This window comes from Bacillus sp. T2.9-1 (assembly GCF_950097965.1).
GTDB classification, from domain to species: domain Bacteria; phylum Bacillota; class Bacilli; order Bacillales; family Cytobacillaceae; genus Niallia; species Niallia hominis.
This window is the reverse complement of the sequence record NZ_CATNHG010000001.1, coordinates 122,023-135,782: the sequence shown is the minus strand read 5'-3', so window position 1 is coordinate 135,782 and position 13,760 is coordinate 122,023. Positions and strand designations below refer to the sequence as shown.

Genomic DNA, 13,760 nt, shown 5'->3' with positions numbered 1-13,760 from the left:
CATGGATGGCAGAACTAGGGAATTGTCCACAATGTGGAGATATTTATGTGTTAAATAATATTCGTGATGTGTGTCTAAATTGTTATAAGCAAGAAGAAGCAGATTTCGAAAAGGTCTACCAATTTATTCGAAAAAAACAGAACCGCACAGCGCAAATGGAGGAAGTAGTAGAAGCGACGGGTGTAGAAAAAACGCTGATATATAAATTTATAAAAAAAGGCAGAATTAAGCTTGCTCAATTTCCTAATCTTGGATACCCTTGTGCAAAGTGTGGAACGATTATTCGCGAAGGAAAGCTTTGTCAGCCATGTATGACAGGAATACAGAGTGACTTGCATGTCATTGAAAAAGAAGAAGAACGAAAAAAAGAGTTAGAAAAAAGGAACACGTATTTTACTCGATAAACAAAGCGCCGATTCCCTTCGGCGCAACCTACAACCTACTATCCCCTCTAGGAAGATATTCATATAAGCTATTTGAAAAGTAGTTATTTTGGCGTATTTTTATAAAAGTAGAAGGAAATGTTTAAATAAAACGCTAATCATCCGATACTAGTAATAAGAATAAAACTTGTACGGGAAAGAAAGCGAGGAATACACAATGAAAATCAATAATTTTGGGACACAGGGCATTAACCCATATAAAAAAGTAAACAAAGTCGAACAATCCAATAAAGCGGAAGGAACAAAGGGAGCAGATAAAGTGGAAATTTCTGCAGCCGCAAAAGAACTACAGCAAGTTTCCCAAGTTTCTGCAGCCCGCACGGAGAAAATTGACGCACTAAAGAAACAAGTACAAAGTGGTGCATATGAAGTAAATCCACAGGATGTAGCAAAAAGCATCTTGAACTTTTATTCCAAAAACTAATTCATCCATAAAGGCTGTTTTCTAAAAGCTTGTTGCTTTTTCAATAGAGGTATATTCTCAGTAGAAATACTACTAAGTCATAATACACGTAGACTCCCATGGAAAGCGAAGTGTATTCAGGCTGCGGGTTATAACAACAAACTTTACTGAAACAACTTTCATATAAAAAGGAGGGCTAACATGTCAGCTACATTATTAATGCAGACGTTAGACAAGCTTGTAAAACTTCATGAAAGTTTACATGAAGTGGCAAAAAAGAAGACGGAAATAATTAAGGTTGGCGATATGGAAGCCCTTCAGCAAATAATGAAGGATGAACAAGCTCATATAATGAGTATCCAAAAGCTAGAAGAAGCAAGGATGACCATCTCGAAACGAATTGTTGTCAATGTTCCAGATCCTTCTGTGATGGATTGCGTCAAGCATCTTGATTCTGAAGCTGCGGCGAATATAGCTGGAATTGCCATTCAACTAAAAGAAATCATCATGGATTTAAAAGAAACAAATTCATTGAATCAACAGCTTCTTCAGCAATCCATGCAATTTGTCAATATTTCCTTAAATTTATTTAAGCCGACGCAGAAAAGCATTAATTACGGTAAGCCGAGCGGTAATAATATTCGTACAAACACGATTGGAAAACAAGGAAATAGCATTTTAAATATTAAGGCATAATGGGGGAAAGAAAATGGCTTCAACGTTTATGGGATTAGAAACCGCAAGACGTGGACTGACTGCACAACAAAGTGCTTTATATACGACAGGAAATAATATCGCCAATGCAAATACACTTGGCTACACTCGGCAAAGAGTGGACTTGCAGCAATCACAAAGCTTTCCATCTGTTGGGCAAAATGCTCCGATGATACCAGGTCAAATGGGAACAGGAGTGGAAGCTGGCTCCGTTGTACGTGTGAGAGAAACATTTCTTGATACACAGTATCGCTCAGAATCCAGCAAGCTTGGTTACTGGGAAAATCGTGCTGCAGCATTAAGTGATTTGGAAACGATTATGAACGAGCCTTCAGATTCTGGTTTAGCTGCAGCGATGGATTCTTTCTGGGAATCTCTACAAGACATGGCCGTTGACCCACAAAATGCAGGCGCTCGTGCTGTTGTTCGTCAGCGCGGTATTGCTGTTGCAGAAACATTTAACTACTTACATCAAACCGTTTCAGCAGAAAAGGCAGATGCAAAAAATGAATTAGGCGTATCGGAAAAAGCAATGAATACCTTGCTTTCACAGCTTGACCAAATAAATAAGCAGATTGGCAGTGTGGAACCCAATGGCTATTTGCCAAATGATTTATATGATAAAAGAGATAGCATCCTTGATGAATTATCCCAATATGCCAATATTAAAGTTAGCTACGAGGCTTCAGGCGGAAATGCTTTAGCACAAGCAGAAGGAAAAGCAGTAGTAACTTTAGTGGATGATAGTGGAAATACTCTTGGTACCTTAGTGGATACGGATGGTGTCCATCAAATAAAAGTAAACCACAATGCGGATGATACAGCTGTTGAGTCGATTTCTATTGGCGATACAGTAATTGACATTAATAACTTCAATTCTACTGGAAAATTAAAGAGTGTCGTAGAATCCTATGGTTACAAGGATGAAAATGGACAATTAGCAGGAATATATAATGATATGTTAACAGAATTAGATAATCTTGCTTATACGTTTGCAACAGAATTTAACAAGGTGCATGAAGAAGGTTTGAGCCCCAATGAAATAACTGATGGGGACCAGGCGATTTCTTTCTTTGCTGATTCGGAAAGTGGAAGCATTGGAGAGCGAGAAGGCTTTGCAAGCAGAATCACGATTTCAGAAGATATTAAGAATAGCTTAGATAACATTGTTAATGCAGATCCGTCTAATCCAACGCTTGGGGATGCAACCTATGTGAGCAAATTAGCAGACATCTTCAATAATAATTATGATTATGGCAATAACTTAGAGCAGTCTAATTTCCGCAACTATTTTGAAGGAGTTATCGGAAGTATGGCAGTTAGCGCACAAGAAGCGAATAAGATGACTTCTAATTCTGCTACACTCCAACAAACAGTTGATAACAGACGAATGAGTGTGAGCTCTGTTTCGTTAGATGAAGAAATGAGCAATATGATCCAATTCCAGCAAGCATATAATGCATCTGCAAGAATGGTTACCGTAATGGATGAAATGCTAGACAAAATTATTAACGGCATGGGTGTCGGTGGAAGATAGGTGAATAAATAATGCGTGTTACACAATCAATGGTTTCAGCAAATTCTCTTCGCAATATTAGCAATAGCTATAATAAATTAGCAGAACTAAATAATCAGGTTGCAACCGGTAAAAAAATCACAAAGCCATCTGACGATCCAGTAGTTGCAATGAAAGGAATGTACTACCGTTCCAACTTAAATCAAGTCGAACAGTACAAGCGAAATCTTTCCGAACTTCATTTATGGATGGATAACTCAGAGGCAGGACTGGAGCAAGCAACAAGCGGGCTTGATCGTGTTCGCGAGCTTTTGCTTCAAGGAAAAAGTGACACTAATGGAGAAGATGAAAGATCAGCTATTTCTAAAGAAATCACACAATTAAAGGAAGATTTAATAAATGTTGCTAATACAAAGGTAAATGGTAAATATATTTTCCATGGAACTGATGTAACGAATCCTTTAGTGACAAGTGGATCTCCACCAACTGTAGCCTCAAATATCAGTGATGCTTCAATTGATAATTATAATGTAGAGGTTTCCCAAGGGATTAAGATGAAAGCTAATATTAGTCCAAGTACTTTTAACCAAGAAACATTTGATGTACTTCAAGAAATTGAATATAAGATGGCTAATAATGATACTGAGGGATTGGATGATTTACTAGTGCGTTTAGATGGTGTCATTAACTCCATGAATGCTGAAAAAGCTGATCTTGGAGCAAGAACCAATCGTCTTGAGTTGGTTGAAACTAGAATTGATGCTCAAGAAATATTGGCAAATAAAGTAATATCAGATAATGAAGATGTTGATATGGAAGTAGCTATCACAAATTTAGCTGTTCAAGAAAGTGTTCATAATGCTGCTTTAAGTGTAGGAGCAAAATTGATTCAAACATCTTTGATTGACTTTTTAAAATAATATCCAAAAACGAAAAAGAGCTATTCATGGAATAGTTCTTTTTTCTAGAGAAAGGAGTAATTTCTATGAATTTTCCTCAAATAAGAATTCAGTCTACTCCAGCCAAGCTAGGCTTAATAACTAATCCATCCAATGTTTTAATGGAACAGCCAAAAGCTAACCAAAGAATAGAGCAGCCATCCGCAGAAGTTACAATTGATAGAATCCCGTCAAAATTAATAATTGATCAAACTGAGGCAAAAGCTGATGTGGGAATAAAAACTAGAACAAGAGTTTTACAAGAATATGTACAAAAAGGAAAACAAGAATGGCTGAAAGGAATTGTGAGAAGAGTTAGAGATGGTGCAGAACTAGCTGCTATTCAAAATAAAGGTAACCCAATTGCTGCTATAGCTAAAAAAAATGGAACAAAAGAAATGAAGCAGTTTGGGATAGGGTGGATACCTTCTGCTAATAGTGTCAAAATTAATTATGATCCAGGTGAAGTAATTATTTCTGTTAAAATAAACAAGCCTATTATAGAGAATAAGCAAAATAAGCCGATTGTTGAATATACACCCGGAAATGTAGAGGTCAAATTAATACAATATCCATCATTGGAAATTGACTTTGAAAATTTAAAGTACGTTGGGGTAAACTATGAACAATCTATATAAAGGAATGATTTAAGTGAAAATAAATACAAAATTTCATGGTGAAAAAGATATCAATGAGAAGGAAATTATCCATTTTCCAAAAGGTATTCCTGCCTTTGAAGAAGAGAAGCGATTTGTGATACTTACTATTGATGAGCAAGAGAACTTATTTATTCTGCAATCTATCATAAATAAAGGCCTTGGTTTTGTTATTGCAAATCCATTTGTGTTTTTTAAGGATTATGAGTTTGAATTAGAGGATTATACTTTAAGCCAATTGGAGCTAGATTCGGAAAAAGATGTTTTGATATTTACCATTTTGACTTTACAGCAGTCATTTCAAGAATCAACAGTCAACTTAATGGCACCTATAATCATAAATTTGAAAAATAAAAGGGCTCAACAAGTTATTCTCAATCTGCCGCATTATAAGACGAAACACTCTATTTTTTCGCAAAAACAATCAGAAGTGATAAAGGGGTGACATTATGCTTATTCTCTCAAGAAAAGTTGGAGAAGTTATAAAAATTGGTAGTGATATTGAATTGACTGTTGTTTCTGTTAGTGGAGAACAAGTAAAGGTAGGTATAAATGCACCCAAAACAGTTGAAATCCATCGGAAGGAAGTCTATGATCAAATTTTCGAGGAAAATAAACAGGCAACTGTAGACATTTCTCAAGTATGGAAAGTAATCAAAAGAAATAAATAAAAATATAAAAAATGGTTAAACAAAAAAAATTCTTACCGATATATAAAGTAGAGAGGGGAAGGGCGGCCGACTTTCCCCACTTCTAAAAAATAAAACATGTTCACAAGGATGTGAACACTAAATTCAAGGAGGAAATTTAAAATGAGAATCAATCATAATATCGCAGCATTAAACACATACCGTCAGTTAAGCACTGCTAACAATGCACAATCTAAATCAATGGAGAAATTATCTTCAGGTCAACGTATTAACCGTGCAGGAGATGACGCTGCTGGACTAGCAATCTCTGAAAAAATGCGTGGACAAATTCGTGGCTTAGATCAAGCATCTCGTAACTCACAAGATGGTATTTCTTTAATTCAAACAGCTGAAGGTGCATTAAACGAAACACATGCAATCCTACAACGTATGCGTGAATTAGCAGTTCAAGGTGGTAACGATACTAATACTACTGATGATAGAGCACAAATTCAAACAGAATTAGATCAATTAACTAAAGAAATCGATCGTATTGCAGACACAACTGAATTCAACACTCAAAACCTATTAGGGGGTTCTTTCTCTGCAACTCTACAAGTTGGAGCTAATGATGGACAAATAATTAACTTCTCCATTAGCGCAATGGGTGCTGAAGGTATTGGTATTTCTGGCGCAATTAGTGTAGGAACAAATGCGTTAGCAAGTTCATCAATCTCTGCACTTGATGCAGCGATTAAAACTGTATCAACTCAACGTTCTAATTTAGGAGCATTACAAAACCGTTTAGAGCATACAATCAACAATTTGGATACTTCTTCTGAAAACTTAACTGCAGCTGAATCTCGTGTTCGCGATGTAGATATGGCGAAAGAAATGATGACTCAAACGAAGAACTCTATCCTTGCACAAGCAGCTCAATCAATGCTTGCTCAAGCAAACCAACAACCACAAGGTGTTCTACAATTACTTCAATAATTGTATACTTATTATATGCAAAAAGACTTCCTATTTTTTAGGAAGTCTTTTTGCGTGATTTAAATTACTATATTATTTCAATTTTCATAGTTTAAGTTTTCCTACTAAAGAATAGAAGAGGGGAATTGAGGTATTTTACTGGTTTTAATCTGTATCAAAAGTAGTTATACAGTAAAGAATATATTCTGAAAATATAAAGTTATTTTAGAAATATATTAAAAATAAAATAAGTTTGTTGTAAGTCATTTATGGATAAACGTAGAAAAATTTGAAAAACAAGCATGAAAAAGTTAAAGAAAAAAGGGAATGTCCGATATATAAAGTAGAGAGGGGAAGGGCGGCCAGCTTTCCCCTCTTCTAAAAAATAAACATGTTCACAAGGATGTGAACACTAAATTCAAGGAGGAAATTTAAAATGAGAATCAATCATAATATCGCAGCATTAAACACATACCGTCAGTTAAGCACTGCTAACAATGCACAATCTAAATCAATGGAGAAATTATCTTCAGGTCAACGTATTAACCGTGCAGGAGATGACGCTGCTGGACTAGCAATCTCTGAAAAAATGCGTGGGCAAATTCGTGGCTTAGATCAAGCATCTCGTAACTCACAAGATGGTATTTCTTTAATTCAAACAGCTGAAGGTGCATTAAACGAAACACATACAATCCTACAACGTATGCGTGAATTAGCAGTTCAAGGTGGTAACGATACTAATACTACTGATGATAGAGCACAAATTCAAACAGAATTAGATCAATTAACTAAAGAAATCGATCGTATTGCAGACACAACAGAATTTAACACTCAAAACTTATTAGGTGGATCTTTCTCTGCGACTCTACAAGTCGGAGCTAACAATGGACAAATAATTAACTTCTCCATTAGCGCAATGGGTGCTGAAGGTATTGGTATTTCTGGCGCAATTAGTGTAGGAACAAATGCGTTAGCAAGTTCATCAATCTCTGCACTTGATGCAGCGATTAAAACTGTATCAACTCAACGTTCTAATTTAGGAGCATTACAAAACCGTTTAGAGCATACAATCAACAATTTGGATACTTCTTCTGAAAACTTAACTGCAGCTGAATCTCGTGTTCGCGATGTAGATATGGCGAAAGAAATGATGACTCAAACGAAGAACTCTATCCTTGCACAAGCAGCTCAATCAATGCTTGCTCAAGCAAACCAACAGCCACAAGGTGTTTTACAATTACTTCAATAATAAAATATTTTAGTAATTCTATTGAAATATCGTGCTTGTCTTTGTTAAAGCACGATGTTTTTATTAGCATTACTAAACTTAGGGAGGATTACCATGGATATTAAAGTGTCGTTATGTATGATTGTAAAAAATGAAGAGCGAGTTTTAGATCGCTGCTTAGCATCTGTTGCACACCTAGTTAATGAAATAATTATAGTTGATACAGGATCAACAGATAAAACGATGGATATTGCAAAAAAATATACATCCAAAGTATATGAATTTGAATGGATTCAAGATTTTTCAGCAGCAAGAAATTATGCAGCTGAAAAAGCAACCGGCGATTGGATATTAGTATTGGATGCTGATGAATATATTGATGAAGAAAATTATCAAGGTTTTATTCAAGGACTGAAAAGGGACAAGGGGCAGTATGATACCTACGGAGTGAAGATTTTAAACTTTACAGGAGAATATGGAGAAAATCTAATTCAAAACTATCATGATCGAGTATATAAAAATAATGGCGAGATTGTCTATTACCGTTCTATCCATGAACAGCTTAAGCATATACATGGCGGGGACCTTAAGGGAAATGTAGCGAAGCTTATAGTTTTTCACTCTGGTTATATGAATAAAATTGTACAGGAAAAAGAGAAAAATGAACGTAATAAAGAGTTGATTGATAAGGAAATGAAAGAAAGTAAAAATGCTTTTGACTATTTCAATTTAGGGAACGAGTATTATTCACTTGGTGAGTATCAAGAAGCATTAAAGGCATATATGACCGCCTATAATATGAAAACGAGTCATGAATTATCTTGGGTTGCTACAACGGTAGTACAAATTATTAGTGTATTGATTCAGTTGAAACGTTATAATGATGCCATTAATGTCATTGAAGATGCCACTTCACTATATCCTAGCGCTGCGGAATTCCTCTTTCTTAGAGGGGAAGTTAGTTATATGAGAGGACAATTGGATGATGCTAAGTATCATTTTCAGCAAATAATAAACCATGTAAATGAATACAGTCATACTATTTTAAGACCAGATTTAAAGGAGCAGATGCCTCATAAAAGACTTGGAGATATTTATCTATATGAAAAAAAATATGATAAAGCCATTTTTCATTTTATAAGTGTGCTGAATATCAATAAGCTAGATGCAGATAGTATAAAAAAAGTTATATTTATTTTGGATAAATTTCACAATAATCAAGAGATTATTGAATTTATTAAGAAGAATAATCTAATTAATAAAAATAATATACAGCATTATATTAATGCTTGCTATGATTTTGGAAAGCCAAATATAATTTTGCCTTTCCTTAAGGGAGATAATGAAGAAAAGTTGATGCTGGAAATTTGCGAACTAAAAAGATTTTGTATAGAAGGTACTGGAGAAGTAGAGAGTTTTGAAGAATTATTAAAAATCCCGGTTCTTGAAAAGTTAAACGAAAAAAATCTTATCAACCTTGTTGATCTTTACTTGCTAAGTGAGGGATTAAAAGAAAGAAATATATTTAATAGTCTTATTAAAGGCTTAGAAAATAATGAACAATTTTATCTATTAACTCTACTATTGGGCACAGAGCGGGATATAAAAATAATAGAAGATGAAGAACTATACTTGGGTGCATTACAAATTCTTATGAATTACAAGAAATTCAGCCTAGTTGCAGCAATTTTGACAAAAGTTGATTTACTCTCTGAAAAATTCATTACACTAGTTGCAGCAAATTTATATGCAAATGATTTCAAAGGAGAAGCATTACAACTTTATAATAAGAGCGATTGGGAGTATTATACAGAACAAGATTATTTAAATATCATCAATGGTCTTATTGAAACAGGTAATATAGTTAATGCCATTGAATTTACAAAGTATGCAATGTTACTTTTTGAAAATGATTTTAGGTTCTACAAGCTTATAGTGGAAAACTCAATTGACAATCAGCTTATTCAAACAACAGTAGAGACTGCGTTAGGAATTTTTAAAGGAAGTATATATATGGAGAAATTTCTATTATAAAGGGTATATAGGGGGGAAAGAATGATAATTGATATTGTACTAGTATACGCTGTTGGTCGTGGCGGACTTGAAGATGTTATTACAACTGTAAGTCAAGGATTAGTTAATCGGGGGCATAGGGTTAGAGTTATACAATCTTACCCTTCAAAAAATTTAGATTGGGAAAATACGCTTCCTGAACACTATTATTATGGGATGAAAAATAATATAAATAATGAAACAATCCAATCCCTTTCACTTGGGTATGAAAGGTTATTGCAGAAAATTGGAAAGCCAGATATTGTATTAGCAACACACGCACCAAGTTTAAGTTTTATTTGCAGAAGTGCAATTGCAAGTGTTCCTGGTAAAATGTGCCCGATTATTTCTTGGTTACATGCTCCACCAGAGTATTTTGGGAACACAGATTTGCTTAGATATAGTGATGCTCATTTGGCGATTTCTTCTCAAATTGGAAAAAGTATCAAAAAAAATATATACTTGGATAACCCTATTTTAAATATAGGAAATCCAGTGAAAGTAAGAGATACTGAGCCGATTAGAAGAAGTAAGGATAAGTTAGAACTCATCTTTATTGGAAGAATACATCAACATGATAAAAGGTTAGATATATTATTAAGAGGCTTAGCGAATTTAGAAGGTGACTGGCGACTTAGATTAATTGGAGATGGACCAGATAGGGATTTAATGAGAGATTTATCTATTGAACTAGGGATAGATTCGAAACTTAAATGGTTAGGCTGGATGGATAATCCATGGGAAAACGTAGAAGAGGCTTCTTTGTTAGTTTTATCTTCAGATTATGAAGGTTTTGGATTAGTTCTTGTTGAAGCACTTTCGAGAGGAATTCCAGTAGTATCTACTAGTTGTAGTGGTCCTTTAGATATTGTGGAGCATGGCATAAATGGTTGGTTATATCCTATAGGAGATTCTAAGGAATTAGAAGTTATTTTAAGTGATATAATTAAAGGAAAAAGGATTTTGCCTTCTACAGAGACCTGTATTAATTCCGTTCAAAGGTTTGATACGGAAGAGGTTATTAATAATGTGGAGATGGTTTTAAACTACTATACTAATGGAGAAGGAAGTAATAATTCTGAAAATAATTATTTAGCAAAGGATAACTATTTCCAATTCACCACAAGTGTAAAAAATATATTACGGAACACGATAAAAGGCGTAGAATATTTAGGTACAACACATAAACTATTGAATAAAAATTTATTGAGAGAGTACTTCACTTTAAACTTTTTAGATGCGATTGAAAAAGATTTAAGTCATCCTAATTCCGATGAAAATATTGAAGCAATGGTATGTTATCCTAAACTAGAATTTATAAATTATCAGTTTACTAGGGCAAAGGTTCGTTTTATATTAGCTAATAAGGGAATAAGTAACCATGTCTCGGTCAATGAAAGATTAAATTACTCTGCAAAAATAGTTAACGAGCTTGGTATATGGAAGATTGATGGTTTATCATTGCTAGATGAGGAATCACCAGCTAGAATTATTTATAATGAAAAAGTTAAGAAAAAAATATTATTAGTAAAAACTAATAATAGTGGTTCAAATACACTAGCGCTATTTAAGGATATCCCAGAAGTTATTAAAAATAATTTTGATATAGAACTTGTTACTCAAAATACAAGTGAAAATTATCAATACAAGGTTAAAAATGCTGATATATTAGTATTGACTGAGGCAAATGTTACTATACGGAAAAAATATGCAAATACTAATCAAATTATTATTGAGCTGTGGCACGGATTTCCTTTAAAGTCAATGGGATATGCTGATAAAAATGAAGATAATTTAAATTTAATCTCAGATAGATGGAATCAAATTGATTATATGATATCTTATTCACAATTATACAACAATTTAATGTTTAGATGTTTACACATGGATCCTGATTTATTCCACATAACGGGTATGCCAAGAAATGATCTATTATTAAATTCAGACAATAAAGTAGAAGGTTTCAACAAATTATATTCAATGGATTTATCAAACAAAAAAATTGCTTTTTATATGCCTACTTATAGGCAAGTTATGTATAGTGGTAGAGTGGATACTAGTTTATCTAGGAAAAATATTTTTGGCTTACCTGATTTTGATTATGAAGAGTTTAACCAGTTTCTTAAGATAAATGGGATTGAACTTTTCATTAAATTACATCCGATTGAAGAAAGGCTATATCAAGAGCAGCAAATTGATAGTTTTGAGCATATTCATATCATTACTGATGCATCTCTTAGTGAAAATAATCTTGATTTATATGAAATTCTTGGTATATCTGATATATTAATTACAGATTATTCTTCAGTTTACTTTGATTATTTATTGAAAAATAAACCTATAATATTTATTCCTATTGATAAGCAGGAATATAGTGAAAATAGAGGATTTATTTTATCAGACTTTGAGGTTTGGACACCAGGTCCTAAAATATTTAACCAACAAGCTTTACAAAATAACATGATAAAAAATCTTGATAATCCAGATTTATATAAGAATGAAAGAGAAAGAATTTGTAATCAAGTACATTATTATAAAGAGGCTGGTTCCTCTAAAAGAGTTTGGAAGCTTATTCAAGATATAAGTAATGGAACTAAAATCGTAAACTAAAAGGTAGGATTAAGTTATGATGATCTCTCTTGCGTTAATTGTAAAAGACGAAGAGAAAACTATAAAAAAGTGCATAATAAATGCAAAAAAATTAGTAGATGAAATTATAGTTGTGGATACAGGTTCAACAGATAATACATTAAAAATTTTAAATGAAGATTCTAAAGTAAGGGTTTTTAATTTTGCTTGGACAAATAATTTTTCAGAAGCTAGAAATTATGCGATTGAACAATGTACTGGTGATTATGTACTTTTTTTGGATGCAGATGAATATGTCACATTTGGCAAAAGAAATGAACTTGAGCAAGTGATGAAACGAAATCAAATCGGTAAGATTAAAATAACCAGCAAATTTAAAAAAGACAACGAGGTCTATGAGGCAAGCTCCTTTATATCTAGATTCTTCCCTAAAAACATACGCTATCAAGGAGCTATACATGAACAATTGAATTCCGACTTGCCTAGGATTGAAATGAAACTCACGGTTGCTCATAGTGGCTATCTAGAAAAAGATAAAAGTCTCAGGAATATCCCTATTTTACTAGGAGAAGTTAAGAAGAATCCAAACGATGCATATTATCAATATCAACTTGGAAAAGAATTACGATTAAACAAGGAGTTTAAACAGTCATATACACATTTAAGTACTTCTTATAAATTGGTTGATATGAAGGATTCCTATTATAATCAATTAATATTGGAACTTCTTCAAACTGGCAAAGAGATAGTTGCAGAAGAGACAATAAGGATCATTAATGAAAATGAACAAAGAATGAAAAATATTTCTGATTTTCATTTTTATAAGGGATTATTTTACTTAGATTATTGTTTAAAACACATGCAGTCTTCCATATATTTCCTTTCTAAAATAGAAGAGAGTTTTTTGAAGTGTATAGAAATAAGTAATAAAAAGCATATTGAATATTTAAAAGGAACAGCTAGTTTTTTAGCACTATACAATCTAGGTGTTTATTATGAAGTGATAGGCAGTATGACAAGGGCGGAAATTTATTATGTAAAATCAGCTAAATATGGATATCAACCAGCTAAAAAGAGGCTTTCATTGTAAGAATATAAGTAGTTAGACAGATCAACTTATTTTAGTTGGTCTGTATTTTTTTATTAAAAAAGGAATAAAATTGCCGATATAAAAGTAAATAGTAAGGAATTAAAGGGGGAATATCCAATGATTGAAAAGTATTCATCCAATAAAGTATATCAAGTCCAACAAAACAAAAATATTGATAACAGTATTATTAAGAAACAAGAAATTTCAATAGACTTGCAAATAGATTCAATAAAACCAATAGAATCACCTGGTAAGGATAAAGAGAGAAAAGATTTAGAAGCTTTAATGAATAGCCTTAATGAATTTATTCAGCCTACACATACCTCCATCAAATTTGAACTCCACGATAAGTTAGAAGAATACTATGTAAAAGTAATTAATGATGATACAAAAGAAGTAATCAGAGAAATACCTTCTAAAAAAATGCTTGATATTTATGCTACGATGAAGGAATTTTTAGGATTAATGGTAGATGAAAAAATTTGAAAATATATAATGAATGGTTATATTATTTAGAAATAATAGCT

At 33.0% G+C, this 13,760-nt stretch carries 14 protein-coding genes; all 14 read left to right on the top strand.

The annotated features are described in order from the left end of the window. Nucleotides 1-5 precede the first annotated feature (5 nt). The 14 genes from QQZ16_RS00620 (at nt 6) to flaG (ending at nt 13,719) form a co-directional block, all read left to right on the top strand. Nucleotides 6-404: a TIGR03826 family flagellar region protein gene (locus QQZ16_RS00620; RefSeq protein ID WP_235252098.1), complete on the top strand. Its 399-nt coding sequence runs from the start codon at nt 6-8 to the stop codon at nt 402-404. Between the two features lie 196 nt (nt 405-600). Then, the gene (flgM, locus tag QQZ16_RS00615; protein WP_235252097.1) at nt 601-867 is read left to right on the top strand and encodes a flagellar biosynthesis anti-sigma factor FlgM; all 267 of its coding nucleotides are present in this window, start codon (nt 601-603) and stop codon (nt 865-867) included. Between the two features lie 180 nt (nt 868-1,047). Further along, a complete protein-coding gene (locus QQZ16_RS00610; protein ID WP_235252096.1) occupies nt 1,048-1,542 on the top strand; it encodes a flagellar protein FlgN in 495 nt (164 codons plus the stop codon). Between the two features lie 13 nt (nt 1,543-1,555). Next, entirely contained in the window at nt 1,556-3,097 is a 1,542-nt protein-coding gene (flgK, locus tag QQZ16_RS00605; protein WP_235252095.1) for a flagellar hook-associated protein FlgK, read from the top strand. Between the two features lie 11 nt (nt 3,098-3,108). After that, nucleotides 3,109-3,996 carry a flagellar hook-associated protein FlgL gene (gene flgL / locus QQZ16_RS00600; RefSeq protein WP_235252094.1) on the top strand — a complete coding sequence of 296 codons (888 nt, stop codon included), beginning with the start codon at nt 3,109-3,111 and terminating at the stop codon, nt 3,994-3,996. 65 nt (nt 3,997-4,061) lie between these two features. Then, complete coding sequence (locus QQZ16_RS00595) at nt 4,062-4,652, top strand: DUF6470 family protein (protein WP_235252093.1); 591 nt, start codon at nt 4,062-4,064, stop codon at nt 4,650-4,652. 13 nt (nt 4,653-4,665) lie between these two features. Then, complete coding sequence (fliW, locus tag QQZ16_RS00590; RefSeq protein WP_235252092.1) at nt 4,666-5,115, top strand: flagellar assembly protein FliW; 450 nt, start codon at nt 4,666-4,668, stop codon at nt 5,113-5,115. A gap of 4 nt (nt 5,116-5,119) precedes the next feature. Further along, nucleotides 5,120-5,341, top strand: coding sequence for a carbon storage regulator CsrA (gene csrA, locus QQZ16_RS00585; protein WP_235252091.1), 222 nt, complete (start codon nt 5,120-5,122; stop codon nt 5,339-5,341). A gap of 141 nt (nt 5,342-5,482) precedes the next feature. After that, nucleotides 5,483-6,295, top strand: coding sequence for a flagellin N-terminal helical domain-containing protein (locus QQZ16_RS00580; RefSeq protein ID WP_284560971.1), 813 nt, complete (start codon nt 5,483-5,485; stop codon nt 6,293-6,295). A 415-nt stretch (nt 6,296-6,710) separates the two neighbouring features. Then, nucleotides 6,711-7,523, top strand: coding sequence for a flagellin N-terminal helical domain-containing protein (locus tag QQZ16_RS00575; RefSeq protein ID WP_235252089.1), 813 nt, complete (start codon nt 6,711-6,713; stop codon nt 7,521-7,523). A gap of 93 nt (nt 7,524-7,616) precedes the next feature. Beyond that, nucleotides 7,617-9,536, top strand: a complete 1,920-nt coding sequence (locus QQZ16_RS00570; protein ID WP_235252088.1) for a glycosyltransferase — start codon at nt 7,617-7,619, stop codon at nt 9,534-9,536. Nucleotides 9,537-9,557: 21 nt separating this feature from the next. Then, on the top strand, nt 9,558-12,164 hold the full coding sequence (locus QQZ16_RS00565; protein WP_235252087.1) for a CDP-glycerol glycerophosphotransferase family protein: 2,607 nt from the start codon (nt 9,558-9,560) through the stop codon (nt 12,162-12,164). 19 nt (nt 12,165-12,183) lie between these two features. Then, complete coding sequence (locus QQZ16_RS00560; protein ID WP_284560970.1) at nt 12,184-13,233, top strand: glycosyltransferase family 2 protein; 1,050 nt, start codon at nt 12,184-12,186, stop codon at nt 13,231-13,233. 117 nt (nt 13,234-13,350) lie between these two features. Then, nucleotides 13,351-13,719 (top strand): flagellar protein FlaG, encoded by a 369-nt coding sequence (flaG, locus tag QQZ16_RS00555; protein ID WP_235252085.1) that lies wholly within the window; start codon nt 13,351-13,353, stop codon nt 13,717-13,719. Nucleotides 13,720-13,760: the final 41 nt, after the last annotated feature.